At 70.9% G+C, this 26,644-nt stretch carries 23 protein-coding genes; 14 read left to right on the top strand and 9 right to left on the bottom strand.

What is annotated here, in order from left to right; all coding sequences use genetic code 11:
* Positions 1-3: 3 nt before the first annotated feature.
* Positions 4-807, bottom strand: coding sequence for an SDR family NAD(P)-dependent oxidoreductase (locus tag Acy02nite_RS17010; RefSeq protein ID WP_203741689.1), 804 nt, complete (start codon positions 805-807; stop codon positions 4-6).
* 61 nt (positions 808-868) lie between these two features.
* Between Acy02nite_RS17010 and Acy02nite_RS17005 the strand changes: the two genes are divergently transcribed.
* Positions 869-2,044, top strand: coding sequence for a zinc-dependent alcohol dehydrogenase (locus tag Acy02nite_RS17005; protein WP_203741687.1), 1,176 nt, complete (start codon positions 869-871; stop codon positions 2,042-2,044).
* Here the strand turns inward: Acy02nite_RS17005 and Acy02nite_RS17000 are convergent.
* Both Acy02nite_RS17000 and Acy02nite_RS16995 read right to left on the bottom strand, forming a co-directional pair.
* On the bottom strand, positions 2,028-2,672 hold the full coding sequence (locus Acy02nite_RS17000) for a sensor domain-containing protein (RefSeq protein ID WP_203741685.1): 645 nt from the start codon (positions 2,670-2,672) through the stop codon (positions 2,028-2,030). The genes Acy02nite_RS17005 and Acy02nite_RS17000 overlap by 17 nt on opposite strands.
* Positions 2,673-2,773: 101 nt before the next feature.
* On the bottom strand, positions 2,774-2,974 hold the full coding sequence (locus Acy02nite_RS16995; RefSeq protein WP_203741684.1) for a hypothetical protein: 201 nt from the start codon (positions 2,972-2,974) through the stop codon (positions 2,774-2,776).
* Positions 2,975-3,221: 247 nt separating this feature from the next.
* Here Acy02nite_RS16995 and Acy02nite_RS16990 point away from each other — a divergent pair, with 247 nt between their 5' ends.
* From Acy02nite_RS16990 to Acy02nite_RS16975, 4 genes are all read left to right on the top strand, one after another.
* On the top strand, positions 3,222-5,465 hold the full coding sequence (locus Acy02nite_RS16990; RefSeq protein WP_203741683.1) for a catalase: 2,244 nt from the start codon (positions 3,222-3,224) through the stop codon (positions 5,463-5,465).
* A gap of 481 nt (positions 5,466-5,946) precedes the next feature.
* Complete coding sequence (locus Acy02nite_RS16985) at positions 5,947-6,933, top strand: DNA topoisomerase IB (protein WP_203741682.1); 987 nt, start codon at positions 5,947-5,949, stop codon at positions 6,931-6,933.
* Positions 6,934-6,947: 14 nt separating this feature from the next.
* Positions 6,948-9,203 (top strand): putative bifunctional diguanylate cyclase/phosphodiesterase, encoded by a 2,256-nt coding sequence (locus Acy02nite_RS16980; protein ID WP_203741681.1) that lies wholly within the window; start codon positions 6,948-6,950, stop codon positions 9,201-9,203.
* 257 nt (positions 9,204-9,460) lie between these two features.
* Complete coding sequence (locus Acy02nite_RS16975; RefSeq protein ID WP_203741679.1) at positions 9,461-9,805, top strand: peptidase inhibitor family I36 protein; 345 nt, start codon at positions 9,461-9,463, stop codon at positions 9,803-9,805.
* A gap of 160 nt (positions 9,806-9,965) precedes the next feature.
* Here Acy02nite_RS16975 and Acy02nite_RS16970 read toward each other — a convergent pair whose 3' ends face one another.
* On the bottom strand, positions 9,966-10,805 hold the full coding sequence (locus tag Acy02nite_RS16970) for a LysR family transcriptional regulator (protein WP_203741677.1): 840 nt from the start codon (positions 10,803-10,805) through the stop codon (positions 9,966-9,968).
* 83 nt (positions 10,806-10,888) lie between these two features.
* Here Acy02nite_RS16970 and Acy02nite_RS16965 point away from each other — a divergent pair, with 83 nt between their 5' ends.
* Positions 10,889-11,614 carry an SDR family oxidoreductase gene (locus tag Acy02nite_RS16965; RefSeq protein WP_203741675.1) on the top strand — a complete coding sequence of 242 codons (726 nt, stop codon included), beginning with the start codon at positions 10,889-10,891 and terminating at the stop codon, positions 11,612-11,614.
* Positions 11,615-11,662: 48 nt separating this feature from the next.
* Here the strand turns inward: Acy02nite_RS16965 and Acy02nite_RS16960 are convergent, their stop codons facing one another.
* Positions 11,663-12,169 (bottom strand): GAF domain-containing protein, encoded by a 507-nt coding sequence (locus Acy02nite_RS16960; RefSeq protein WP_203741673.1) that lies wholly within the window; start codon positions 12,167-12,169, stop codon positions 11,663-11,665.
* 5 nt (positions 12,170-12,174) lie between these two features.
* Positions 12,175-12,420, bottom strand: coding sequence for a hypothetical protein (locus tag Acy02nite_RS16955; protein WP_203741671.1), 246 nt, complete (start codon positions 12,418-12,420; stop codon positions 12,175-12,177).
* Positions 12,421-13,003: 583 nt separating this feature from the next.
* Between Acy02nite_RS16955 and Acy02nite_RS16950 the strand changes: the two genes are divergently transcribed.
* The 6 genes from Acy02nite_RS16950 (at position 13,004) to Acy02nite_RS16925 (ending at position 21,377) form a co-directional block, all read left to right on the top strand.
* Positions 13,004-14,209 carry a pectate lyase gene (locus tag Acy02nite_RS16950; RefSeq protein WP_203741669.1) on the top strand — a complete coding sequence of 402 codons (1,206 nt, stop codon included), beginning with the start codon at positions 13,004-13,006 and terminating at the stop codon, positions 14,207-14,209.
* 138 nt (positions 14,210-14,347) lie between these two features.
* On the top strand, positions 14,348-17,344 hold the full coding sequence (locus Acy02nite_RS16945; RefSeq protein WP_203741667.1) for an AfsR/SARP family transcriptional regulator: 2,997 nt from the start codon (positions 14,348-14,350) through the stop codon (positions 17,342-17,344).
* 70 nt (positions 17,345-17,414) lie between these two features.
* Complete coding sequence (locus Acy02nite_RS16940; protein WP_203741665.1) at positions 17,415-17,855, top strand: M15 family metallopeptidase domain-containing protein; 441 nt, start codon at positions 17,415-17,417, stop codon at positions 17,853-17,855.
* Between the two features lie 83 nt (positions 17,856-17,938).
* Positions 17,939-19,279 (top strand): FG-GAP-like repeat-containing protein, encoded by a 1,341-nt coding sequence (locus Acy02nite_RS16935; protein ID WP_203741663.1) that lies wholly within the window; start codon positions 17,939-17,941, stop codon positions 19,277-19,279.
* 68 nt (positions 19,280-19,347) lie between these two features.
* Positions 19,348-20,706: an FG-GAP-like repeat-containing protein gene (locus Acy02nite_RS16930; protein ID WP_203741661.1), complete on the top strand. Its 1,359-nt coding sequence runs from the start codon at positions 19,348-19,350 to the stop codon at positions 20,704-20,706.
* A gap of 101 nt (positions 20,707-20,807) precedes the next feature.
* Positions 20,808-21,377, top strand: a complete 570-nt coding sequence (locus Acy02nite_RS16925) for a hypothetical protein (protein ID WP_203741659.1) — start codon at positions 20,808-20,810, stop codon at positions 21,375-21,377.
* Between the two features lie 161 nt (positions 21,378-21,538).
* Here Acy02nite_RS16925 and Acy02nite_RS16920 read toward each other — a convergent pair whose 3' ends face one another.
* Positions 21,539-22,360 carry a hypothetical protein gene (locus Acy02nite_RS16920; RefSeq protein WP_203741657.1) on the bottom strand — a complete coding sequence of 274 codons (822 nt, stop codon included), beginning with the start codon at positions 22,358-22,360 and terminating at the stop codon, positions 21,539-21,541.
* Positions 22,361-22,488: 128 nt separating this feature from the next.
* On the opposite strand from Acy02nite_RS16920, the gene Acy02nite_RS16915 reads away from it, so the two are divergent.
* The gene (locus Acy02nite_RS16915) at positions 22,489-24,444 is read left to right on the top strand and encodes a glycosyltransferase (protein ID WP_203741655.1); all 1,956 of its coding nucleotides are present in this window, start codon (positions 22,489-22,491) and stop codon (positions 24,442-24,444) included.
* On the top strand, positions 24,377-25,330 hold the full coding sequence (locus Acy02nite_RS16910) for a hypothetical protein (protein ID WP_203741654.1): 954 nt from the start codon (positions 24,377-24,379) through the stop codon (positions 25,328-25,330). The genes Acy02nite_RS16915 and Acy02nite_RS16910 overlap by 68 nt, the downstream gene beginning before the upstream one ends.
* Here Acy02nite_RS16910 and Acy02nite_RS16905 read toward each other — a convergent pair.
* On the bottom strand, positions 25,297-26,079 hold the full coding sequence (locus Acy02nite_RS16905) for a cytochrome c oxidase assembly protein (RefSeq protein ID WP_203741653.1): 783 nt from the start codon (positions 26,077-26,079) through the stop codon (positions 25,297-25,299). The two genes, Acy02nite_RS16910 and Acy02nite_RS16905, sit on opposite strands and share 34 nt — an antisense overlap.
* On the bottom strand, positions 26,076-26,624 hold the full coding sequence (locus tag Acy02nite_RS16900; protein ID WP_203741652.1) for a DUF2243 domain-containing protein: 549 nt from the start codon (positions 26,622-26,624) through the stop codon (positions 26,076-26,078). The genes Acy02nite_RS16905 and Acy02nite_RS16900 overlap by 4 nt, the downstream gene beginning before the upstream one ends.
* Between the last annotated feature and the right edge of the window lie 20 nt (positions 26,625-26,644).

Genomic DNA, 26,644 nt, shown 5'->3' with positions numbered 1-26,644 from the left:
GGCTCAGTCAGCCGCGCCGGGCTCGGCCATCTTGCGGTGCATCTCGGCCTTGACCTTGTCCGGCATCACCTTGCTGGCCACGGCCTGGACCTTCGTCTTCGCGGAGCCGGCGTTGACCTTCTCCTTGCCGTCGAGCAGCGCCTTGATGCCCTGCTCGGCGACGAGCGCCGGGTCGTCCTTCTTGCCGGCGCCGACCGGGGTGTCGTCCATCTCGGCCCGGTGGAAGAAGTTCGTGTCGGTCGGGCCGGGCATCAGCGCCGTCACCGTCACCCCGGTGTCCTTCAGCTCGGCGCGCAGGGCCTCCGCGAACGACTGGGTGAACGACTTCGACGCGTTGTAGACGGCCTGGTAGGTGCCGGGCATCATCGACGCGATCGACGACGTGATCAGCACCCGGCCGCGCCCGGCGGCGACCATCGCGGGCAGGACCCGCTTGGCCAGCACGACGGTGGACGTGATGTTGACGTCGATGATGTTCAGCTCGTCGGCCAGATCGGTGCCGCCGACGAACTCGCCGCCGGTGCCGCGGCCCGCGTTGAGCGCCAGGGCGTCGACGTCCCGGCCGGTCGCGGCGATCTCCGCCCACACCCGCTCGACCTCGTCGCGGCGGGCGAGGTCCGCCTGTACCGCGGAGATCTGGTTCTGACCGTCGCGGCGCAGCCCCCGCGCGGCCTCCTCGATGCCCTCGTCCTCGGCGACGATCAGCAGGTCGAAGCCGTGCTCGGCCAGCTGCCGCGCCAGCTCGTAGCCGATCCCACTGGAAGCGCCGGTGACGACGGCGAACGGATTCTCACTCGGATTCGTCATACGGACCCGGGTGCCCACGAAAAGGATGGTTAATCACGAATATGCCGGGCACGGATCACCCATGCGAGCATTGACCTGGCAGGGCACCGGCAAGGTGTCAGTCGAAACCGTTCCGGACCCGAAGATCCAAGACCCAACCGACGCCATCGTACGGATGACGTCCACCGCCATCTGCGGCTCGGACCTGCACCTCTACGACGTGCTCGGCATGTACCTCGACAAGGGTGACGTGCTGGGCCACGAGCCGATGGGCATCGTCGAGGAGGTCGGCCCCGAGGTCACCCACATCAAGCCCGGCGACCGCGTGGTGATCCCGTTCAACATCTCCTGCGGGCACTGCTGGATGTGCGCCCACGGGTACTTCGCCCAATGCGAGACCACGCAGGTCAAGGAGCAGGGCAAGGGCGCGTCGCTGTTCGGCTACACCAAACTCTACGGCCAGGTGCCGGGCGGGCAGGCCGAGTACCTGCGGGTCCCGCAGGCGCACTTCGGGCCGATCAAGGTGCCCGACGACGGCCGGCCCGACGAGCGTTACCTGTTCCTCTCCGACGTGCTCACCACCTCGTGGCAGGCCGTGAAGTGGGCCGACGTCGAGCCGGGCGACACCGTGCTGGTCACCGGGCTCGGGCCGATCGGGCAGATGTGCGCGCGCATCGCCCGGCACCTCGGCGCCACCCGGGTGTTCGCCATCGACGACGTCCCGGAGCGGATCGCGATGGCCCAGCGGCACGGCATCGAAGTGGTCGCGAGTGCCGAGGAGGTCCTGGACAAGACCCACGGGCGCGGCGCCGACCGGGTGATCGAGGCGGTCGGCATGGAGGCGCACGGCTCGCCGTTCCAGTCCGCGGCGATCAAGACGGCCGGGCTGCTGCCCGACGCGATCGGCCGCAAGGTCACCGAGACGGCCGGCGTCGACCGGATGGCCGCGCTGCGGACCGCGTTCGAGGCGGTGCGCCGGGCCGGGACGGTGTCGATCATCGGCGTGTACGGCGGCAACGCCGACCCGATGCCGATGATGGACCTCTTCGACAAGGGGGTGACGCTGCGGATGGGCCAGGCGCACGTGAAGCGCTGGGTCGACGACATCCTGCCGCTTCTCACCGGGGACGACGACCCGCTGGGGGTGGACGACCTGGTCACGCACCGGGTGCCCCTGGAGGAGGCGCCCGGTGCCTACGACATGTTCAAGAAGAAGGAGGACGGTTGCATCAAGGTCGTCCTCAAGCCCTTCGGCTGAGCAGGGCCGCGGCGAACCGGGCCTCGAGCCGTGCCGAGGCGTGCACCACCGCGGGCAGCGTCACCGCGAAGAGCACGGCGACGACGAGATAGAAGAGCACGATCGTGAGGTACGAGTCGCCGAACCCGAGCAACTCCGGCAGCTCGCGGTCGCCGTCCGGCAGCGCCCAGCCCCACAACCCCCAGGTGAGGCCGCCGAGCATCCCGGCCCACCACGTCGTGGTCAGCGAGAACGCGATGCTGTTCGGCAACCAGCGCAGCGCGGCGTGGCCGAGGTCGCGCCACGTCTGCGGGTCGCCGAGCACGGTGACCAGCCGCATCAGGATGTTCGTGGAGTCGGTCGTGCGGTACTCCGGCCGCGCGATCGGTTCCCCGAACACCGTCGCGATCCGCCCCCGCTCGGACTCCGCGAAACCCCGCGACATTCCCAGGGCGAAGATCAGCAGCGGTACGCCGAGCCACACCACCGCCAGCCCCAGACCGGCCGCGAAGGCCGTCACGCAGACGACGACCGAGGCGAGAGCGAGCGGAAAGCCGGTCAGGACGTATCGGGTGTTCACCCCGGTGCGCGGCACGAACCGCATGGCCGGTGCCGGGACAAGCACGGTATCCATCTGCGTCGTCGTCATGCCTTGACGCTATGCACCGGCGCCGCCGCGGACGATGGTGCGACCCGCCGCATCGACGGTAGTGCTAGCCCTACCTTGCCGTGCTCCCGGACTGCCCGGGATCAGCCGCTACGGCGGTTGCCGTACTGGCGAGGGCTCTGCACGGCGCCGGAACGGCCCTGGATGTGGCTGGTGGAACCGCCGGTGTGCTGGGCGGCCGCCTTGCCCTTGGCCCGGCGCGCCGCCCGGTTCTCGAAGGGCTGCTCCTCGGCTTCCGCTTCCACGTCGGCGTCCGGTACGGCGTCGCCGCTGCTGTCGGTCATCGGTGTCTCCTCGCGCTGTCAAGAACAGGACCGGTCGCGGCGGATCTGCCAACGCGGCCGTCACACTCCCAGACGGTAGCGTGCGGGTCGATCCGAGCGGCGCGCACGGTGGCGCGCGTGGCGGGGAGATCGAATCGTGAGCGGCCCGGTGTCCGCCGGATGCAAGTCTGGGATCAATCCAGTTTGCGGAGGGTCTGCTCGGGTATGCGAACCACGCTGCATACCCGAATCGAGGGAGTTTGTCCCGATGGAATCACGAACGCCCGCTGAATTGATCAAAGACGCCGTTTCCGCAGTGACCAGTGAGACCAAGCCGGACGTCCCGGGTAAGCCGGGCAGCGGCACGCCCACCGTGGAGGAGCCGACCGAGCCGGTCGGGCCGCTGCCGCCGAGCCAGGAGCAGGGCCAGCCGGACACCCGCACCCCCACCGGCGCGGAGACCGGTGCGCCGCCGACGGCGTTCGGGCAGCAGGGTGCCTACCTGACCACGGCGCAGGGCGCTCGTCTGCGCGACACCGACCACTCGCTGAAGGCCGGCCCGCGCGGGCCGCTGCTCATGCAGGACCACCACTTCCGCGAGAAGATCACGCACTTCGACCACGAGCGCATCCCGGAGCGTGTCGTGCACGCCCGCGGCGCCGGCGCGCACGGCGTCTTCACCAGTTACGGTACGGCGTCGAACCTGACCCGGGCCGGGTTCCTCAAGGACAAGGGCAAGGAGACCGACGTCTTCGTGCGCTTCTCGACGGTGCTCGGCTCGCGCGGCTCCGCCGACACGGTGCGCGACACCCGCGGGTTCGCGACCAAGTTCTACACCGACGAGGGCACGTTCGACCTGGTCGGCAACAACATGCCGGTCTTCTTCATCCAGGACGCGATCAAGTTCCCGGACATCATCCACGCCGCCAAGTGGCACCCGGACCGGGAGATCCCGCAGGCGCAGAGCGCGCACGACACGTTCTGGGACTTCGTCTCGCTGCACACCGAGGCGCAGCATCACACCATGTGGAACATGTCGGACCGCGGCATCGCCCGCTCGTACCGGATGATGGAAGGCTTCGGCGTCCACACGTTCCGCCTGGTCAACGACGCCGGTGAGACCGTGCTGGTGAAGTTCCACTGGAAGCCGAAGCTGGGCGTGCACTCCCTGGTGTGGGAGGAGGCGCAGATCGCGAGCGGCGTCGACCCGGACTTCCACCGGCGCGACCTGTACGACTCCATCGAGGCCGGGGCGTACCCGGAATGGGAGCTCGGTCTTCAGGTCTTCCCGGACAACCCGGAGGAGACGTTCGCCGGGATCGACCTGCTCGACCCGACGAAGATCGTGCCGGAGGAGCTCGCGCCGGTGCAGCCGGTCGGCAAGCTGGTGCTCAACCGGACGCCCACGAACTTCCACGCCGAGGTCGAGCAGGTGGCCTTCCACCTGGGCAACCTCGTGCCCGGCATCGACGTGACGAACGACCCGCTGCTGCAGGGACGGCTCTTCTCGTACCTGGACACGCAGCTCACCCGGCTCGCCGGGCCGAACTTCCACCAGATCCCGATCAACCGCCCGCACGCGCCGGTCAACGACATGCTGCGCGACGGGTTCCACCAGCAGGCGGTGCACGCGGGCGTCGCGCCGTACAAGCCGAACTCGCTCGACGCCGGCAACCCGTTCCCGACCGAGGAGAACGCGTTCGTCGACGTGCCGGTCGTGGTGACCGAGGCGCCGAAGGTGCGTGACCTGCCGGTGTCGTTCAAGGACCACTGGACGCAGGTGCGGCTGTTCTGGCAGAGCATGACGCCGATCGAGCGCGAGCACATCATCCGCGCCTACACGTTCGAGCTGGGCAAGTGCTACGAGCAGGCGATCAAGGAACGGCAGCTGCAGTGCCTGGCCAACATCGACCCGGTGCTCTGCTCCGAGGTCGCGACCGGTCTGGGCCTGCCCGCTCCGGCCCCCAGCATCGAGCTGCCCGAGGTCACGCCAAGCCCGGCGCTGTCCCAGATCGGCCAGGAGTGGCCGGGCGACGGGCGGCTCATCGGGATCGTCGTCGACGACACCGACCTGGACGGCGTCGCCGAGGTGCGTGAGGCGATCACCGCGGCCGGCATGGTCCCGCTGATCATCGCGCCGCACGGCGGCAAGGTGGGCGCGCTCACCGTGCAGCGGACGTTCGCGACCGCGCGCTCGATCGAGTTCGACGCGCTGCTCCTGGCCGCCGCGCCGGTGCCGGCTCCCGACGCGGTTCCGGCTCGCGACGAAAAGGCAGGTGCTCCGCGTACGGCGGCTGCCGACCCCCGCGTGAACCTGCTGATCGACGAGTGCTGGCGGCACGCCAAGGCGATCGGCGGCTGGGGCCCCGGCGCCGAGCTGCTGCAGCGGATCGGTCTCGCGGACACGCCCGGCGTGGTCACCGGCGACACGGCCGCGGGCGTGCTGGCGACGGTCCAGCAGCTGATGGCCGCCCACCGGGTCTGGGAGCGTTTCCCCGCCACGGTCAGCTGACGCCCGGCGCGGCCCGGCTGGTGCTCACGGTCGTTTCGGACCCCCGAATACGACCGTGAGCACCAGCCGGCCACGGCGAGTCGCGTCGCGGGCTTGCACTCCGGGCCGGCTCGCGGTCGGCCGGTCGCGAGCAGGGCGCGGGTCGAGCAGGTCCGGGGCTCGCGGTCTCGGCTGGTTCTCATGGGCGTTATCCGTCCCGGATAACGCCCATGAGAACCAGCTGGGAGGGTGGGTCGCGCTGCTGGCTGGAGTGGGCTGGGCGCCGCGTCCCCGCCGCACGCCGAGGTCCCCGTCAGCAGCTCACTCCGGCCAGGGTTTCGTGGGGTGACCGTGCCCCGCCACGGAGGCCGCCCTGGAGGGTTTCGCGTTCTGGGCCGGCCACGGCCCTGCGAAGCCCGCAAGGGTCCCCGCGGGAGCGACGGTCTGTACCCCGGCGGAGATAGGCAATGAAGAAGTTGGTCTGGAACTCTGGGGAGGGCCGATGGGCAAGCGGTTGCGGCGCAGTGTGCTGACCAGGCCCGGGTTCACGCGGCGGCGCTCGGGCAGCGGATTCCGGTACTTAGGGCCGGACGGCGCGGCGGTCACGGACCCGGAGGTCGTCGAGCGGATCAAGGGGCTGGTCATTCCGCCGGCGTGGAAGGATGTGTGGATCTGCCCGGATCCGCGCGGGCACATCCAGGTGACCGGTGTCGATGCCGCGGGGCGCAAACAGTACCGCTACCACGAGGAGTGGCGCACCGCCCGGGACGAGGAGAAGTTCGACCGGGTACGGGAGGTCGCCGGCCGCCTGCCGAAGATGCGTGACCGGTTGTGTGCGGATCTGACGAGCGGGCGGGGGCTGACCCGGGAGCGGGTGCTGGCGGCGATCGTCCGGCTGCTGGATCTGGGGATGTTCCGGGTCGGCGGGGACGCCTACGCGAGCCGGGACGAGGATCCGTCCTACGGCCTGTCGACGTTACGGCCCGAGCACGTCCTCTCCCGGCGCGGCACCCTGATGCTGAAGTTCCCCGGTAAATCGGGCGTGCTGCACGAGCGTGCCGTCGAGGACGGCGAAGTGGCCGAGGTGCTGCGAGCGCTCAAGCGTCGCCGATCGGGGCAGGATCGGCTCTTCGCCTACTGGAACCCGTCCGTGAAGTGCTGGCAGGAGATCCGCGCCGACGCGGTCAACGACTACCTGCGCGAGATCAGCGGTGCCCCGATGACCGCGAAGGATTTCCGCACGTGGCACGGCACCGTGACGGCCGCCGCCGAACTCGCCGAGGCCGGGCCGCAGCCCACCGAGGCCAAGAGGCGTAAGGTCGTCGCGCATGCCATGCGCGAGGTGGCCGAGCAGCTCGGCAACACTCCGGCGGTGGCGCGCGCCTCGTATGTCGATCCCCGCCTGATCGAGAAGTACGAGGACGGCGAGGCCCCGAAGCGGGGTGACGAACGCGAGGTGCGCAAGCTTCTCAAGGAGCCGTCCTCCTAGCCGATGAGAGGTTCGTGACGATTCAGCCGGTCGTGCCCTCCTGGCGGCTGACCCGGACGCTCGCGGTCTCCGGCGGCCTTCTCGTGGCCTCCGCGGTCTGGTTCTCGATCGGGATGGTCGTGCGTACCCCGCCGACGGTCGGCTGGCTGGCGCTGCCGGTGGCCGTGCCGGTCGCGGCGGCCGCCTCGTGGCGGGCCGCCGCGCACGGGCGCACGATGTGGCGTTACGCGTCGGCCGGGATCGTGCTGATCGGGCTGGGCTCGGCCAGCAACGCGTACGACTACTTCAGCGGCAACCAGCAGGGCCAGCACATCAGCGCCTGGACCTCGGCGATCTACATCTGCGGGCTGGCCGTGTTCATGTGGGGCCTGCTGCGCATCCCGGGCGTCTACCGGTCCCGGATCGAGTGGTTCCGGTTCGGCCTGGACAACGCCACCATGATCGTCACGGTGCTGACGTTCGCCTGGCATCTGGCCTATCCGCGCTGGCACGGCTGGCTCGGTGACAGCGTCGCCGGCGCGGTCACCGTGATGATCGTCGTCGGGTCCGGCTTCATCTGCGTCTTCGCGTTCATCAAGGTCGCCTTCACCGGCACCGGCCCGATCGACCGGCGCGCGCTGCACCTGCTGGCGCTGGCCGGCGCGGTCGGCGCGGGCGGGGGAGCGCTGGCGCCGCTGCTGGCGACACGTCCGTATCTGAACACCGCGCACGTGCTGCTGCCCAGCACCTGCTTCTGCCTCTGCGTCGCCGCCGACCGGCAGTCCCGGGCGAGTCGCGCCGGCCTGCCGCAGCCGCGGGCGGGCGGGCGGCGGCTGAGCCTGATGCCGTACGCGGCGGTGCTCGCCACCGGCGGACTGCTGCTGTTCAGCGCGTTCACGCACGCCGCCGACCTGGCCGCGGTCGCGATCGGCTCGGTCACCGTGACCGTCCTGGTCGCGGCGCGTCAACTCGTGGCGCTGCGGGACAACCTGCTGCTCGTCGAAGACCTCGACCATCGGGCGACGCACGACGTGCTGACCGGGCTGCCGAACCGGACCGTCCTGGCCGCCGAGATCGACGCCGCGCTCGCGGCCGGCCCGTCCGGGGTCAGCGCCGCGCTGATCGACCTCGACGACTTCAAGGAGATCAACGACGACCTCGGGCACGCCGTCGGGGACGCGCTGCTGATCGCGGTCGCCGGCCGGATCGCCGGGCACGTCCCGGCCGACGCCGTCGTCGCGCGGCTCGGCGGTGACGAGTACGCGCTGCTGCTGCGCTCCGGCGATCACGCCGCGATCCTCGCCGCGATCGCCGCGCAGCTGCGCCTGCCGGTGCACGCGGCCGGGCACGAACTGGTCGTCGAGGCCAGTTTCGGGCTCGCGCCGGCCCGCCCCGGAGACACCGCCGACGAGCTGCTGCGGCGGGCCGACGTCGCGATGTACGAGGCCAAAGGCCAGGGCAAGGGGCGCCAGGTCGGCTACACCGCGGAGCTGGACCAGCGCACCGCCGAGCAGTCGCGCCTGGCCGCGGACCTGCGGACGTCGCTCGGCACCGATCAGCTGCACCTGCTCTACCAGCCGATCGTGTCGATGCCCGGCGGCGAGCTCTACGGCGTCGAGGCGCTGGCCCGCTGGAACCACCCGGACCGCGGCCCGGTCAGCCCGGGCGTGTTCATCCCGGCCGCCGAGCGCACCGGGCTGATCGTGCCACTGGGCGCGTGGATCCTCGAGGAGGCGTGCCGGCAGGGCGCCGCGTGGCTCTACGAACTCGGCGACGCGAGTCCGCGAACGGTCACTGTGAACGTCTCCGCCCGGCAGTTGCGCGAGGCCGGATTCGCGCACGAGGTCGACGCGGTGCTGCGGCGCACCGGCCTGCCCGCGCACGTGCTCACCGTCGAGATCACCGAGACCGCGGTCTTCGACGGCGGAGCCGCGCTGGCCGAGCTCAAGGCGATCGCGGCGCTCGGCGTGAACATCGCGCTCGACGACTTCGGGACCGGGCACTCGTCGCTCAGCCTGCTGCGCACCTGCCCGGCCGACATCCTCAAGGTCGACAAGTCGTTCGTCGACGACATCACCGAGGGCGGCCAGCACGCGGTGGTGACCGCCGCGCTGATCCAGATCTGCGACGGCCTGCGCCTGCGGGCGGTCGCCGAGGGCGTGGAAACGGCTGAGCAGGCCGCGGAGTTGCATCGGCTCGGCTATCGGTACGCGCAGGGTTACCACTACGCGAGGCCGCTGCCGGCCGAGCGGATCCCCGCGTACCGGCCTCCGCTCACGGTGGCGGTCTGAGACGATTCGCGCGTACGGCGTGATGCCGCCGGCCCGCCCGGTTGGCGGCGCGCTCTCCGCCGGGAGTCAGCGTCCTCGGCGGGCCCGCGCCGGAACCGCTGATATGTGGTCGTCCCTGTCCCGTCGCCTTCGGCACAGCGCATATCGCATTCAGGGAGAAGATGCGGCACTTCATTCTGGATATGGTCGGTGAGCAAAGTCCATTATGGAAGCACGGGAGGCTCGGAATGTCTGTTCGCAGACGGAGTGGCGCCACCATGTTCGCCGCGGCGATCGCCGGTGTCGCGGCGGTGATGGCCCCTGCGCCGGCGCACGCCGCAGCACCGGCTCAGTGCCAGTTCACCGATACGGTGTGCCTGTTCAGCGCGACCGGTTACACCGCCAGCCGGCTGACACTCACCTCGCTGGCGCCGGAAGGTACCTGTGTCAGCCTGGTCGACGCCGGATGGGGCGGCCGGGCACGATCCGCACTGAACACCGCCGGCAGCTCGGCGGCGCTGTTCGCCAACGATGACTGCATCGGTGGGCCGTTCCAGGTTCCCGCGAACGGAGGGGTCTCGAATCTCGGCTCCTTCCAGGCCAACAGCATCTGGGTTCCCTAGCGCCCGAGGTCCCCGGTCGAATCGGCCGGGGATCGTTCGTCCGCTGCGAATTGCTCCGGGAGCCCTTGGTCGAATGGTGCGGGAATCAGCTGACCAACTCTCCGTGGAAACGGGGGGCGACATTTCCGATGGACGATCCGGTGAGGACTGTCGCACCGCATCAGAGGCGCGTGGCGGTGCGCACCAGGGCGGCTAGGGCGCGTGAGCGGCTGTGCGGCGGCCAGGCGATCACCGTGGTGACCGGCGCCGCGTCGAGCACCGGCACCGCGGCGACGCCCTCCGGCAGGTGGCCGCGGACCGACTCCGGCACGATCATGCACGCCCGGCCGAGCGAGACCAGCTGAAGGAGCTGCATGTTGTCGCGCACCTGCGGGCCGGGCCCGTCCGGATAGCTGCCGTCGCGCCGGGGCCAGCGCGGCAGCGGCAGACCGGTCAGATCGTGCACCTCGTCCACCCGCAAGTGCGTCCGCGTGGTCAGCGGATGACCGGCCGGCAGAAGCACCACCTGGCGTTCCGTCCCCAACTCCTCGATGTCGAATCCGGCCGTCGAGTCGAACGGCAGATGCAGCAGGGCCACGTCGGCCCGCCCGTCACGCAGCATCGGCTCCTGCTCCCCGATGCCACAGAGAAGCACCTCCAGCGGTACGGCATCCGGCTCCGCGTCGTAGGCGTCGAGCAGCTTCGCCAGCAGCTCCGTCGACGCGCCCGCCTTCGTGACCAGCACCAGCCCGGCCTGGTCGATCGCCGCTCGCTTCGTGCGCCGCTCGGCGGCCTCCACCGCGTCCAGCGCCGCCCGCGCCTCCCGCAGCAGCACCGAACCGGCCCCGGTCAGCGCCGCGCCGCGGCTGGAACGCTCCAGCAGTGTCACGCCGAGCCGCCGCTCCAACTGGCTGATGGCCCGGGACAGCGGTGGTTGCGCGATGCCCAGCCGGGCGGCGGCCCGCACGAAGCTCAGCTCCTCGGCGACCGCCACGAAGTAGCGCAGCTCCCGCGTCTCCATGCCGGCCACGCTATACCCGTGGGGTATGGCCGCCCACCTGATCGGTCTTGGCCCTCCGCGCCGTTCCCGGACAGGATCGATTCATGAGCGAACGAACGATTGCGCTGGTCACCGGCGCGAACAAGGGCATCGGGTACGAGATCGCGGCCGGCCTCGGCGCGAAGGGACTGACCGTCGGTGTCGGCGCCCGGGACGACGCCCGCCGCGAAGAGGCCGTCGAGAAACTGCGGGCAGCCGGGGTGGACGCGTTCGGCGTGCCCCTGGACGTGACCGACGACGCCGGCGTCAGAGCGGCCGCGGAGCTGATCTCCACCCGGTACGGCCGGCTGGACGTGCTGGTCAACAACGCCGGCATCACCGGTGGGGGCCCGCAGGAGCCGACGGTGGTGGACCCGGCGGTCATCCGCACAGTCGTCGAGACGAACGTCATCGGCGTCATCCGCGTGACGAACGCGCTGCTCCCGCTGCTGCGCCGCGCGCCGTCCCCGCGCATCGTCAACATGTCCAGCAGCGTCGGCTCGCTGACCCGGCAGTCGGCGCCCGGCGCGGAGACCGGGCCGATCGCGGCGGGCTACGCACCGTCGAAGACGTTTCTGAACGCGGTGACGGTGCAGTACGCGAAGGAGCTCGCGGACACGAACATCCTGATCAACCTGGCGTGCCCGGGCTACTGCGCGACCGACCTGAACGGGTTCCGCGGTCACCGCACCGCCGAGCAGGGTGCGGCCACGGCGATCCGCCTGGCGACGCTCCCGGACGGCGGCCCGACGGGCGCCTTCTTCGAGGACGACGGCCCCGTCCCCTGGTGACCCCTCCGCGCAGTGCGGCCGTTCAGTGCGGCCGTTCAGCCCTGCCGTTCAGCCCTGCCGGAGGAACGACCGCAGCACTTCGCTGATCTCCTCGGCACCGCGGCGTAACTCGGCGAGGTCCGCGTCGGTGAAGTTGTGCGGATCCGAACCGAGGACGCAATGGGCCCCCAGAATTGCCCCGTCCACCACGATCGGGACCCCGGCATAGCTGCGCACACCATCGATGGTCACCAGCGGGTTGGTCGACTGCTTCACATCGGTGCTGGCATCCGACACGACGTACGCGGTTCCGGTGTTGACCGCATTGACGCAGAACGACCACTCGATGGGGGTGCCGGCGAGCTCGTCGAGCCACCCCTGCAACCCGTACGAACCGGGGAAGAACTGTGCCGTGTCCAGCACCATGCTGACCAGACCGATCGGCTGGCCGAGCCGGTCGGCCGTACGGTGGGCGATGTCGTCCAGGCGACGGCGCAGTTCCGGGTCGTCCAGGTTGATGTTGGCCATGACCTCGAAGCGGTCCGGGATCGCGGGAGCCTGATCGTGACTGTTCATGGGGGTCATCCCGTTCCCTTCATGGGCGCGACGAGGCGTTCGTACGCCGCGGCGCGTACCGCGAGACCACGAGCACACAGCCGGGTCATCGGCTCGGCGACCTGCATGGCCGAGATCAGCCGGCCGAAAGCCGTGCGATCGGTTTCCTCCCCGGTGAGCCCGGCGCTGAAAAGCAGAGTGCGCCAGATGTCCTCGGCGTGCGGGCCGTAGAAGCCGGTCAAGGCTGCCCGTGCTGTCGCCAGCGTCGGCATCTGCAGCTCATATCCGTTGTCCGCCGAAGAGACCTCCGATCTGACGTTCCGCTCCGCCATTGGTGCCCTTCGTCGATTCTGTCCGTATCTCATCCGTCAGATCGGCAGGAATGCGGCGCGGCTGAGACGTGATCGAGCGGCCCGGCGCCGCTGCGCTGTCCACGGGAAGACCGGACCGGCATCGCCAGGTTCCACGGCTCCGCACGAGAGCGGCGGCGACCCCGATGCCGACGAACTCACCGAGTAGATCATCCGCCGGTGCGCCGACTGGCTCCGACGACGGCACCGGTCCTGCCAGTGGTAGCCCGGCCCGAACCGGAGCTCGACGGTGACGTCCCCCGGCCAGTCCCGCAGCGGCGCGTCGTGACCGTCGCCGAAGCGCGAGCCGCGAGCGACCGGCCCGTGCGCGAACGTACGCGTCGAACCCCTCCCATCGATCGATCCACGGCGCCGGGAACGGTAGACCATCCGTACGACAGAACCGACCTTGATCTGATCATCGATCCGCGTCTATCCTCCGCAGGAAAGCGCTTTCCCCCCTTTGGAGGCGCTGTCACATCCCCACGATGAAGGCGAGAGATCGATGAAACGCTCAGTCGCCCTGCGCTGGACGGCCGGCGCCGCCACCATGATCGCGAGTGCCGCGATCGTGGTGGCGCTGCCGGCCCCACAGGCCATGGCCGCCGACAACCTGAGCCTCGGCGCCGGCGCCGACGGATCCAGCAAGGCCAGCGGCACCAGTTACGGCAATGTCCGGGACGGCAACACCGGCACCTACTGGTCACCGGCTGGCTCGACCGGGTACGTCTCGGTCAAGTGGAGCAGCGCCACGACGGTGTCCTCGGCCGTCGTCAAGCAGGCCTCCGGCGGCGGTTCGATCAACTCCTGGCGGGTGCTCAACGCCGACAGCGGCGCGGTCCTGGCCAGCGGCAGCGGCAGCCCGAGCACCATCTCGTTCGGGTCCGCCTCGCTGAAGAAGCTGACCTTCGAGATCGTCAGCGCGTCCGCCGCCCCGCGGATCGCCGAGCTGGAGACGTACAACGGTGGCGGCTCGACCCCGACCACCAGCCCGACGGCCAGCCCGACCACCAGCCCGGGCGGGGGCACCGGCACCCCGACCGGCGCGTGGCCGAGTTCGGCCGGCTCGGTGTCGATCTCCGGAACGATCAACGTCTCGGGGACGTACGACGGCGGGATGAAGACGTTCTGCTGCATCGGTGACGGCTCGCAGAACGAGTCCCAGGACCCGATGTTCAGCATCGCGAACGGCGGCACCCTGCAGAACGTCATCATCGGCTCCCCGGCCGGCGACGGCGTGCACTGCGAGGGCACCTGCACCATCAAGAACGTGTGGTGGAACGACATCGGCGAGGACGCCGCCACGTTCAAGGGCACCGGCGGCGGCACCAGTTACGTCATCGGCGGCGGCGCCCGCTCCGGCAGCGACAAGACGTTCCAGCACAACGGGAACGGCACGGTCAGCATCTCCGGCTTCTACCTGAGCGGCTCCGGCAAGCTGTACCGCGGCTGCGGCAACTGCACCAACTCGTACCAGCGCAACGTGAAGATCGACAATGTGCTGCTCAACGACATCGACATGGTCGCCGGGATCAACACCAACTGGGGCGACACCGCCACCATCACCCGTGTGACGATCACCAACAGCTCCAGCGCGGTGGTCTGCGGCCAGTACAAGGGCGTGCCCAAGGGCAGCGAGCCGACCTATCTCGGCGCGGGCTGGAACAACGCCAACTGCAAGGTCACCCAGAGCGACGTGACCTACAAGTAACCGGCCCCGATCCACGCCGCCCCGGCCCGCGCCGGGGCGGCGTCGTCGTTTGTCGGCCCGCACGGGACCAGGCGGACGACCGGTCCGGCGTAGAGTGCGCCCCAGGACATCTACGAGGTTTGATATGGGGAAGCGTAGATGAAGTTTCGTCTCCTGGGGCCGGTCGAGGCCGTACGCGGTGAAGAGCCGGTCAACCTCGGTGGCACCAAGATCCGCACCTTGCTGGCCGCGCTGCTCCTCGAACCCCGCCGCACCGTCCCGACCGATCGCCTCATCGACATCCTCTGGGACGACGACCCGCCCGGCACCGCCCGCGCGCTGGTGCAGACGTACGTGTCCACGCTGCGCCGGGCGGTCGGTGAGGAGGTCATCGTGACCCGGGCGCCCGGCTACCAGGCGTGGATCGCCGACGAGACCCTCGACCGGCACCGGTTCGAGACCCTGGTCGGCCAGGGGCGCGAAGCGGCGGCGGACGGGCGGCACCGGGACGCGGCCAATGCCCTGCGCGCCGCGGAGCTGCTGTGGCGCGGGCCCGCGCTCGGCGGGGTCCGCAGCCGGGTCCTCGCCGCCGAGGCCGCACGCCTCGACGAGCAACGGGTCACGGCCGTCGAAGCGCGGATCGCCGCGGAACTGGAGCTCGGTCGCGACGACGAGCTGATCGGGGAGCTGACCGTCCTGGTCGGGCAGCACCCGGCCCGCAGCACGATGCGCGCGCAGCTGATGCTCGCGCTCCACCGGGCGGACCGCACCGGCGAGGCCCTCACCGTCTTCCGGCAGGGCCGCGAGGCGCTGGTCGAGGAGCTCGGCATCGAGCCCGGCCCCGAGCTGACCGTCCTGCACGAGAGGATCCTGCGCGCCGACCCGGCTCTGCTCGGCCCGGAGCCGGCGCCGTCGCAGCCGTACCGGGGCAGGGGACCGGCCCAGCTGCCACCGGATCCCGCCGACTTCGTGGGACGCGAGGCGCTGATCGAGGACCTGGGGACGGCGCTCACCGGCGGACCGGCCGTGGTGGCGCTGCTGGGGCCCGGCGGGGTCGGCAAGTCGGCGCTCGCCGCCCACGTCGCCCACCGGGTCATGGCCGCCTACCCCGACGGGCAACTGCACGTCGACCTGCGGGGCAACACCGACACCCCGGCCTCGCCGGCCGAGATCCTCGGGCGGTTCCTGCGTGCCCTGGAGCCGCAGCAGGCCGTGCCGGACGGCGCCGACGAACGCATGGACGCCTACCGCACTCTGCTCGCCGCACGCCGGGTCCTGATCGTGCTCGACGACGCCGCCGCCGAGCAGCAGGTCCGGCCCCTGCTGCCGGGCAGCGGTGGCTCGTCGGTGCTGGTCACCTCCCGCAACCGGCTCGGCGGCCTGGCCGGCGCCCGCCTCGTCGGGCTGGAGCTGCTCTCCACGGCGGAGGCCACCGCCCTGCTGACCCGGGTCGCCGGGGCCGACCGGATCGCGCCCGCGCCGCAGGCCGCCGCCGAGATCGTCGCCGCCTGCGGCAACCTGCCACTCGCCGTACGGGTGGCGGGCGCCCGGCTGGCCAGCCGCCGCCAGTGGACCGCGGCCCTGATGGCCACGAGACTGCGCGACGAGAGCCGCAGACTCGACGAGCTCTCCGCCGGTGACCTGCAGATCCGGATCAGCATCGGGCTCAGCTTCGACAGCCTGGACCCGGTCGCGCACACCGCGATCTGCTGGCTGGGCCATCTCGGGCTGTCCGACTTCCGGTCCTGGGTTCTCGCCTACGCCCTGGACGTGGACATCCGGACCGCCGAACAGATCCTCGAGCAGCTCGTCGACGCCCACCTGGTCGACTACACCTATGTGGACGACAACGGCCAGCTCCGCTACCGGCTGCACGACCTCATCCGCATCTACGCGCGTGAGCAGGCCGAACGGCACCAGGCCCGGGACAGCCTGGTCGCCGCCACGCGCCGGCTCGTCGAGGCCTGGTCGGCGGCGCTGAGCGGCCTGTCCCAGCACATCGCCGACCACGTGGCCTCGGGTGCGGTCCTGCCGATCGAGCCACGCCCCGGTGCGGACGCTGACCCGGAGGTGCTGGGCAGCGCGGTCAGCGATCCGCGCGGGTGGCTCGACGCCGAGCAGACGTCCCTCGTGCTGGCCGTCGAACGCGCCGCCGAGCTGGGCCTCGCGGAGCAGGCCGTGGCGGTCGCCGCGGTGCTCTGCGCCTCGCGGTACGCCCTCGGCAACGTCCCGGACCTGTGGAACCGGGCCCATCGCGCCGCGCTCGGCGCCGCCCGCGCGGCCGGGGACGCGCACGCCGAGGCGGTGCTGCTCGCCGAGCTGGGCCAGCTCCGCTACGAGGAGGACGAGTTCACCGAGGCCCGGCAGCATCTCGCCGAGGCGGCCGAACGGTTCCGCGACCTCGGCGACGACCGGGGCCGGGCCAGCGCGCTCAGCGCCCTCGGCCTGGCCTGCCGGGAGCAGGGCTATCTGCCGGAGGCGGTGCACTTCCTCAAGCAGGCGTCGGAGCTGTCGAACGCGCTCGGTGACGACCGGGCGGCCGGGCACTGCGCCCGCGTGCTCGGCTCGGTGCATCTGGAACGCGGCGAGTTCGGGGCCACCGAGGAGGCGCTGAACGCCGCGATGGCCGCTTACCGGCGGGCGGGGAGCCGTCGCGGTGAGGCACTGTCCCTGCGCACCATCGGGCTCGCCCATCGGGCTCAGGGCCGGCTCGCCGAGGCGGAGCAGGCACTGAACCGGGCGCTGGCGATCTTCGAGGAGCTCGGCGACAGGCAACTGATCGCGTTCTCGCGGCGGGCGCTGGCGAAGACGTACGTGCGGATGGGTCGTCTGGATCAGGCCCGGGAGCCGCTGCGGGATGCCCTGGCCGTGCACCAGGCGATCGGCGACCGGTGGGGCGAGGCCATGGTGCTGCGCACGATGGGCGAGCTGGACCTGGCCGCCGGCCGGCTCGACGAGGCGGGCAAGTGGCTGAGCGCGGCGCTGGAGATCTTCCGGTCGCAGGAGGCCGCGCTGTTCTGTGCCCGGACGCTGCGCGACATCGCCGCCCTGGAGCTCGCCCGCGGTGACCGGGCCGCCGCCGAGACCGCCCGTGCCGAGGCGCTGCGGACGTTCCGCACGTTCGGCGCCCGCGAGTACCACGAGCTCTGCAACTGAGTTACAGAGAATCTGAAGAGGACTCCACGACTGTGGTGTGTTGCCCGCACACCCCCTGGCAGGAGTCCCCATGTCTCTCGATGAATCAACTGACGCCCTGGTCGACGTGGCGGCGTCGGCACCGTTGACGGTTGCGCCCGGCCGGCACGCGCTGCTGCGTTTCGGGGTGGTGCAACGGCTCGTGGTGGCACAGAGCCTGCTGCCGCGCTCCGTGCGGTTCGTCGTCGTCGCCGGTCATGACCTCCGGGACGCCACGCATCTCACCGGCGGCGCCGTCGATCTCACCCTGTTCTCCGTGGACGGCGGCCTGCCTGCTCAGCTGCCCTGCTGCCACGGCGATCCGGTGGCCCCGGCCGCGCCCCGGCGCCTGCAGTCGCTGATCGGTGCGCTGGGCGCTGCCGGCCTGGTCAACGACCCGCGACGGTGGTGGCACTGGTCCTACGGCGACTCGCCGTGGGCCGACACCACCGGTGCGGCGCACGCCCGGTACGGCCCTGTGCCGCGGTTGTAGAGCTTTTGCAGGGGTTCTCTGGCGCTCTCCCGGAACGTCATCGGTGCCCGCCGATCAGGGCGGCCCGACCTAAGGGGAGACCGATGACGAACACTCTTTTCCGCAGCGCGACGATCGCTCTTGCCGGCCTGACCGCCACGTTCACCCTGAGCGTCCCGGCGCAGGCGGCCGCCGGCAAGGACGACACCGCCACTCCGCAGGCGACGACCGCGAGGGCCGCGGTGAGCCCGGGGGCGGCGATCACCCGCGCCGAGATCCTGGCCCGGGCGCAGACCTGGGTGAGCGCCCAGGTGCCGTACAGCCAGACCGCGTACTACGGCGGTTACCGCACCGACTGCTCCGGTTTCGTGTCGATGGCGCTGAAGACCAACGGCAGCTACTGGACCGGGGACCTGCACCAGATCGGCACCCCGATCGCCTTCACCGCCCTGCAGCCCGGCGACTACATGAACTACCACAACCCGGCGGACCCGAACGACGGCTCGCACGTGGTGCTCTTCGACAAGTGGGTCGGCGCGGTCGGGGGCGACTTCTGGATCTACGAGCAGGTGAAGCCGTACACGAAGCACCGCAAGTGGTCGGAGACCAGCGGACGGGTGCTCAGCAACTACAAGCCGATGCGCTACGTCAACGTCCAGGGCGGCGCGGCCGGCGGGCTGGCGGCCGGGGACGTGACCGGCGACGGGTACGCCGACGTGATCGGCCGGCACCCCGACGGTGGCCTCCTGCTCTACCCCAACGCCGGCGCCGGAGCGGCGACACCTTACGGGCCGAATCGGGTGGTCGGCGCCGGGTGGCAGTCGTTCACGACCATTCGCGTCGCGGACGTGACCGGCGACAACAAGGGTGACATCGTCGCCGTCCGCAACGACGGGACCCTGTGGCTCTACCCGCACGGTGGGGACAACAACGCCCCGTACAGCAGCGGGCAGTTGGTCGGTAGTGGCTGGGCCGATTTCCGCAGCGTCTCGGTCGCCGACGCGAACGGGGACGGCAAGGCCGACATCCTGGGCGTGGCCTCGGACGGGTCGCTGGTGCTCTACGCCCACGGCGGCGACAACAGCGCCCCTTACAGCAGCGGCCGGACGGTCGGCAGTGGCTGGGCCGGCTTCACCCAGGTCACCGCCGACGACGTCACCGGCGACGGCAAGGCCGACCTCGTCGCGGCCGGAGCTGACGGATCACTGCGCCTCTACGCCCACACCGGGGACAACAACGCGCCCTACAGCACCGGTGCCCTCGTCGGATCCGGCTGGCAGCAGTTCGACCGGGTCCACGCCGCCGACATCAACGGTGACCAGCACGCCGACCTGCTCGCCACCCGCCCCGACGGGACGCTCTGGCGCTACCTCAACACCGGTGACAACAGCCACCCGTACGACAGCGGCACCCAGATCGGCACCGGGTGGAACAGCTTCGCCTGACCTGCTCCACCTGACCCGCTTCGCCTGACCTGCTTCGCCTTTCTGCTTCGCACGAACGGAGAACTGAGATGACCAGGACCTTCGGCCGGCGCGCCGCGATCACGGGACTCGCCACCGCCCTCCTCAGCACCAGCTTCCTGCTCGCCACGACCGCACCGGCTCACGCGTACGCCACCGTCGCCTGCAGCCCGGCCGGGGTGACCGCCGCCGACAACGCTCTCGCCGTGTCCCTCAACCCGCGCCTGCAGGGCAAGATGCGCAACCAGATGTCCGGTTACCGGGTGTCCTGCGCCCGGGCTGTCGCCGCCGCCGTCCGGGCCCGGGGGCTCGAGGCCCGCGCCGCCACGATCGCGATGGCCACGGTCATCGTCGAGACGTCCATCGAGAACATCTCCGAGGAGGTCGACCACGACAGCCTCGGCCTGTTCCAGCAGCGCGCCTCCTGGGGCAGCCGGCAACAGCGGCTCGACCCGGCCTGGGCGACGAACGCGTTCCTCAACAAGATGCTCAGCCTGTTCTCGGACGGCTCCTGGCGGACCCGTCCGGTCGGCGAGGTGGCGCAGGCCGTCCAGGTGTCGGCCTATCCCAGCCGGTACGAACCGCAGGCCGCCGACGGCGCCGTCATCGCCGGTGCCCTGTCCTCCGCGACCGGCGGCGGCATGGCGGCCGGGGACGTGACCGGCGACGGGTACGCCGACGTGATCGGCCGCCGAGCGGACGGCACCCTCGCCCTGTACCCGAACAACGGCGCCGGAGCAGCCACCCCCTACGGCCCGAATCAGGTGGTCGGCTCCGGCTGGCAGTCGTTCACGACGATCCGCGTCGCGGACGTCACCGGTGATCACAAGGGGGACATCGTCGCCGTCGGCAGCGACGGGAGGCTCTGGCTCTACGCTCACGGTGGGGACAACAACGCCCCGTACAGCAGCGGGCAGCTCGTCGGCAGTGGCTGGGCCGGCTTCCGCAGCGTGTCGGTCGCCGACGTGACCGGTGACGGCAAAGCCGACATCCTCGCCGTGGGCTCCGACGGATCACTGGTGCTCTACGCCCACGGCGGCGACAACAGCGCCCCCTTCAGCAGCGGCCGGACGGTCGGCAGCAGCTGGGCCGGCTTCACCCAGGTCACCGCCGACGACGTCACCGGCGACGGCAAGGCCGACATCCTGGCCGTGGGCTCGGACGGGACCCTGGTGCTCTACACCCACGGCGGCGACAACAACGCTCCCTACAGCACCGGCGCCCTCGTCGGCTCCGGCTGGCAGCAGTTCGACCGGGTCCACGCCGCCGACGTCAACGGTGATGACCACGCCGACCTGCTCGCCACCCGCCCCGACGGGAGCCTCTGGCTCTACGCCCACGGCGGCGACAACGCTCACCCGTACAGCAGCGGCAGCCTGATCGGCAGCGGCTGGACCACCATCGCCTGACAACACCCTCCCGATGGGCGCCGCATGACGCGGCGCCCATCGGCGTGTGCCCGGCCGGTTAACTGGATGACATGTCCGGCCCGGGCCGGGCATGGTGGGGCGTGATCACGATTCAGCGGGTACGCGTCCGGTGGCCCGCGGCGGCCCGGGGCGCGCCGCACGCGAACGCCCGCCGCGGCCTGAACACCCCGGTGGCTCTGCCTCCGTCGCTGCCGCCCGGCGAGGTGGTGATCCACGACGTCCTGGCCGACGAGGCGACCGGCTACCGGCGCGAGGAGACCGTTCTGCACGGCGACCTCAAGCGGGCCCGCGACCTCAATCTGTGGCTGACCCCGGCCGGGCCGGCGCTGATCGTCGACCGGCTGCCGGGCAGGGCCGCGTTCCCCCGCCCGGCCGGGCGCGCCCGCCTGTTCACCCTCCAGCCGGGCGAGGCCGGCCGGTACCGCGCCAACTTCCGCTTCGTCGGATGCCTGTGCGACCCGAGCTGGTACTACGAGGAATGGCTGATCCGTATCGGTCTCGGGGCGGAAGCGCTCACGCGGCCGGACCCGGCCCACGACCTCGACGACCGGACCCACCTGTACGGCGGCCGGGTCAGGTCGCGGCGACTCGCAGACGTGCCAGCGCCAGCCCGGCGCCCACGGCCAGGATCACCAAGGCGAGCAGAGTGATGACGAACCCACGGCGTCCCCGCACGTGTCCTCCCCGGTAGAGCCGACTGTCGGCGCACTCTACGAGCGCCGCGGCTCGCGCTGTCGCACTGCGCGGGCGGCGTGGCACGAAGCCAGGAGAACGGCGCCCCGGCCGGGGACGCCGTTCGCGGGGTGACGGGTCAGGCGCGCGGTTGCCGCCGCCGCTCGAAGCCGGGCATGTCGATGTGCGGGTCCATGTCGTCACCGGAGGAGATCTGCGACGCCAGCCGCTGGGTGACGCGGCGCGCGCCGGGCCGGCGGCGGCCGTTCGCGTCCGGGACCTCGGGCTGCAGGAGCTGCTCGGCCATGTCGCCCATCGAGCGGGCGATCTCGTCGAACGGGATGTAGAGCGCCCGGTTCGCCGCCGACCCGAGGTATTCGAAGGGCTCGGACCCGGCCATCGCCACGAATCGGACGCCGAGCATGTCGAGGTTCCGGTAGGCGGCCGCGTCGAGCATGCAGACGACGTGCCGCACGCCCCAGCGGTGGCCGGCGTTGATGAACGAGCGGTAGAGCATGCCGCTGACGGTCAGCCCGTTGCGGTCGGCGCGGTAGCGGGGGAGCACCGCGAGCGTGGCATAGTCCCAGATCTTGCCGCCGTCGTGCATGCCGTGGATGTCGACGATCTCCGAGAGCGAGACGCCGATCAGGTCGGGCGCGTCGTCGAGGGTCTTGCCGCCACCCTCGATCGCGCGTGCGGCGCCGGCCGGCAGACCCGTCTCCCGGTCCAGGATCAGGAAGAAGTAACTCTGTTCCTCGTACGGCGTGTACTCCGCGAGCATCGCGGCCTCGTCCAGCCCGAACGACTCCTCGAACACCATGCGCTCCACGGTGCGTGCCACGTCGGCCAGCGGGTCGTGCGGGGCGAGGGCGAGGGCGACGAAACGGTTCTCCGACGCGTGGCCGGCCAGAGCCGTGGCGCAGAGCTCGCTGAGGGTGGCGTCGTCGAGGGCGTAGGACATCTGGGGGACTCCTTAGCGGTGCCAGCGAGGGGATGAGCTGCGCGCACCAGGCATACCGGGGGAATCGGACTTAATGAGCATTAGCCAAGAACCGCCCATCGTCAAGACGCGAAACATCACAGCGGCGGGTGCTCGTGACCGTGGCCGCCGACCTGGCGCGCGTTTCCGCTAAGCCGCAGCTCCCGGCGGCCGATCGGGTCTTCGTGAAGGGTCCGGCGACGCTCGGCGACATGCTCCTCGCCCGTGGCCTGGTCACCGCACGGCAGATGGACGACGCACTGCGCGAGCAGGAGGCGACCGGCTCCCGGCTCGGCGCGATCCTGATCACCAGCGGCGCGGTCCGCCGGCTCGACCTCTACGAGCTGCTCGCCGAGCAGTGGGGCCTGCCGTTCCTCGACCTCACCCACGTGGACCTCGACCCGGAGCTGCTCGACGCGCACGACCCGACCGATCTGGTGCGGGCCGGCTGGGTTCCGGTGCGGCGCGAGGCCGACGGGGCGGTGCTGGTCGCGACCGCGGAACGGCCCTCGGACGAACGGGCCCAGCTGATCCGGGCCGCGGTGGGCGGGACGATCACGCAGGTGGTCACGACCGACTGGGACATCGATCAGGCGGTGCACCGGTCGTACCGGGAAAGACTCGTCGACGATGCGACGATGGGATTGTGGCGCCGGTCGGCCGCGCAGTCCGCCCGCCAGGTGCTCTACCCGCGCCAGGCCTGGTCGCTGGGCGTACTGCTCAGTGCCCTTGCCGGTTCCCTGATTCTCTTCCCGCGGGCCACACTGACCGGCGTCTCCATGGTCATCGGTGTGTTCTTCCTGGTCAGCGTGATGTTCAAGTTCGTGGTCTGCCTGCGTGGCGCGAAGTACGACAAGGAGGAGGCGATCACCGCGGAGGAGGTGGCCGCGCTCGGCGATCACGACCTGCCCGTCTACACCGTGCTCGTGCCGGTCTACCGCGAGGCGAACGTGATCGGCGACCTGCTGCACAACCTCGGTGACCTCGACTATCCGCGCGATCGCCTGGAGATCCTGCTGCTGATGGAGGAGGACGACGCCGAGACGATCGCCGCGGCGCGCGCCGCGAAACCCCCTCCGACAGTACGATTCGTGATCGTCCCCGATCGATTGCCGAAGACGAAGCCGAAAGCGTGCAACGTCGGGCTGTTCTTCGCCCGCGGCGAATACGTGGTGATCTACGACGCCGAGGACCGCCCCGAGCCGGACCAGTTGAAGAAAGCGGTCGTCGCGTTCCGTCGCGCCGGGCCGGAAACGGTGTGCATCCAGGCGGCCCTCAACTACTGGAATGTCGACGACAATGCGCTGACCCGGATGTTCACGCTCGAATACTCGTTCTGGTTCGACTACATGCTGCCCGGGCTCGACGATCTGAACCTGCCGATCCCGCTCGGCGGCACGTCCAACCACTTCCGCGTGCAGGCGCTGCGGACGCTCGGCGGGTGGGACCCGTTCAACGTCACCGAAGACGCTGACCTGGGCATTCGCGCGTCGGTTCTGGGCTATCGGGTCGGCGTGATCAACAGCACCACCTACGAGGAGGCGAACCGGGCGGTCGGCAACTGGATCCGGCAGCGGTCACGGTGGATCAAGGGGTACATGCAGACGCTGCTCGTGCACCTGCGCCGGCCCGGGACGATCGTGCGCGGCGCCGGGATCAGACAGAGTCTCTCGTTCGTCCTGCTGATCGGCGGAACGCCTGCCTCTTTTCTTCTGACCCCGCCCCTCTATGTCATCTTCGCCATCTCGCTGATCGCCCCGGAATTGCCCATCGGGCAGTTCTTCCCGACCTGGGTGATGGCGTTCGGCGTCTTCAACCTGCTGGTCGGCAACACCGCGATGGTGTACCTGGCGATGATGGGCGCGTTCCGCCGGCGACGATACGGACTGATGCTCTGGTCCCTGCTGAATCCGGTCTACTGGCTGTTGCACGCGATCGCCGCCTACAAGGCGCTCTGGCAGCTGATCACCAAGCCGCACTACTGGGAGAAGACCACCCATGGCCTCAGCGTCGCCCCCGGTCGCGCTGCCCTCCCCGACCCCGTCACCGCGGGTCAGCCGGGATAGGTGGCGCTGGCCGCGGGCGCTCCTGATCCTCCCGCTGCCGTTGCTGCTGACCTTCCAGGCTCGCCGCACCGGCGTGGTCAGTCCGCTTCTGGACAGGGCCGACCCGCTCGTCGTCTCGATGCTGGTGGTGCTCGCCAGCGGCCTCTGGTGTCACGTGCTCGCCGCGCGCCTGCACCGCAACGGTGTGCCCCGGGTCGTCGCGGCGTTCATCGTCGCCGGCCCCGGGCTCGCGATCTGCGCCGTCGGCACCACCGATCTGCCGTCGATGATCGGGATGGCGCTCGTCGTCGTCGCGCTCGACGGCTACCTCCGGTTCGTCGTCGAAGGCCAGACGCTGGGCGGATTCGTCGCCGGCATCACCCTGGCCGGCGCGGCGGCCTGCGATCTGGCGACGCTCGTCTACATGGCGGCGCTCGCCGCGGCCGTGCCGTTCCTCGCCGGAACGTGGGCGCGACAGGCCCGCGCCACCACCGCGATCCTGGCCGTGCTCGCGTTCCCCAGCGTCGCGGTCTGCCTCGGCTGGCTCTACGTGCGGTGGCGATTCGGCGCCGGGCCTCTTGCCCACGAACCGCCGGCGTCCGATTTTGATCTGGTCGGCGGGGCGGTCGCGGCGATCTCCGGGCTCAGCCACTGCCTGCTGTACGTCGCGAGCGCCGCTGCCGTGGCCCGGCACCGCCGCGGCGCGCTGCCCGCGTACCTGCTGCCGATCGCCGTGGTCGCCCTGCTCGTCGCCGTCGGGGCGAGCCGCTCCACCCTGGTGATCAACCTGTTCTTCACGGCGGTGGCGCTCACCGCGATCCGCACCCCGCTGGTACGCCGCGAATGGCTGACGCTGGCCGCCCTCGCCGCAGGTCAGGTAGGACTCGTCCTGACCTGGCCGCCGTGAGCCGCAGGGTGCGGTCGACGCGTCCGGCCGGCTCGCCGCGGGCGCCAGCCACTGACCAGGGCAGCCGCCACGAGCAACTCGCCGAGGTCACCGCCGTAGTACATCAGCGTCGCCCCGGCCTGCCGCTCCGCCACCGGCACAGGCAGGTCCACGCCGGCCCCCGCGTACATCAGCTGGGAAACGATCGCGTGGAACGCCACGGCGACGCCGAGCACCACCAGCCGCGCCGGGACGGAGATCCGCCGCGGCGCTGGATCCGGGCCGGCGACCACCCAGGTGAACAGGTAACCGGCCAGCAGGAAGTGCACCTGCACGGCGAGATGAGCCACCGGATGCGCGGCCGTCCAGCCGTAGAACGGGGTGAAGTAGAGCAGCGCCAGCCCGCCCAGGTTCAGGACCAGCGCGACCACCGGATGAGCGATCGGCCCCAATCCGTTCACCAGCTGGCCCAGCCTCCGGCCCGCGGCCCGCGGCAGGCCCCGCAACAGCAGCGTGACCGGCGCGCCGAGCACCAGACCGAGCGGCGCCAGCATACCGATGACCAGATGCCGGGCCATGTGCTCCCGGAAACCGCCACCGGCGGGCAGGAACGCGGCCATCAGGAGCGTGCACCCGGTGAGGAAGAGCATGGTGCGCCACCACGGCCAGCCGCCGACCCGGGCCGCCAGGACGTCGTAACCGATCGCCAGCACGACGATCCCGAGCAGGATCAGCCCGCCGTCCGGAAGGCCCGCGTGCTCGTGGATCACCGCGGCCTGGCCGGGTCGCGCGCCGGCTCTCCTTGTCCCAGCGGGTCCCGCTGGAGCAGCAACCCGCAGCCCACGAGAACGGCGCCGAGCGCCAGGAACCCCAGATCCCACCACAGCTGCTGCGGACCGCCGTGCACGTGATGGATCCCGAGGATCTGATGATCGACAAGTCCCTCGACCAGGTTGAACAGACCCCAGCCGACCAGCATCCACCCCCACAGGACACGCGAGCCCCACATCCGCTGGCGGTCCGCGGTCACCCTGGAATACAGCAGCCCCAGCCCGATCAGCACGGCCAGCCAGGTGACCGTGTGGAACACCCCGTCCCAGAGAGTGTTCATCCGCAAGCCGTCGACGGTGTCCGGCGAGTAGTAACGGATCCCCGCCCGGTCGGTGTCGGTGCTGGTCAGCATGTGGTGCCACTGGAGGAGCTGGTGCAGCAGGATGCCGTCGACGAACCCGCCGAGCCCCACCCCGAGGATGATCCCCGGCAGCGCGATTCCCCGCCCCGCCGTCGTGGCATCGACGAACTTTTCGGTGCTCATGCGCGCCGACTACCCCGGAA

The organism is Actinoplanes cyaneus (assembly GCF_016862095.1).
Taxonomy (GTDB): domain Bacteria; phylum Actinomycetota; class Actinomycetes; order Mycobacteriales; family Micromonosporaceae; genus Actinoplanes; species Actinoplanes cyaneus.
Note: the sequence above shows the minus strand (reverse complement) of the source record. Positions and strands in the feature narration are given on the sequence as shown.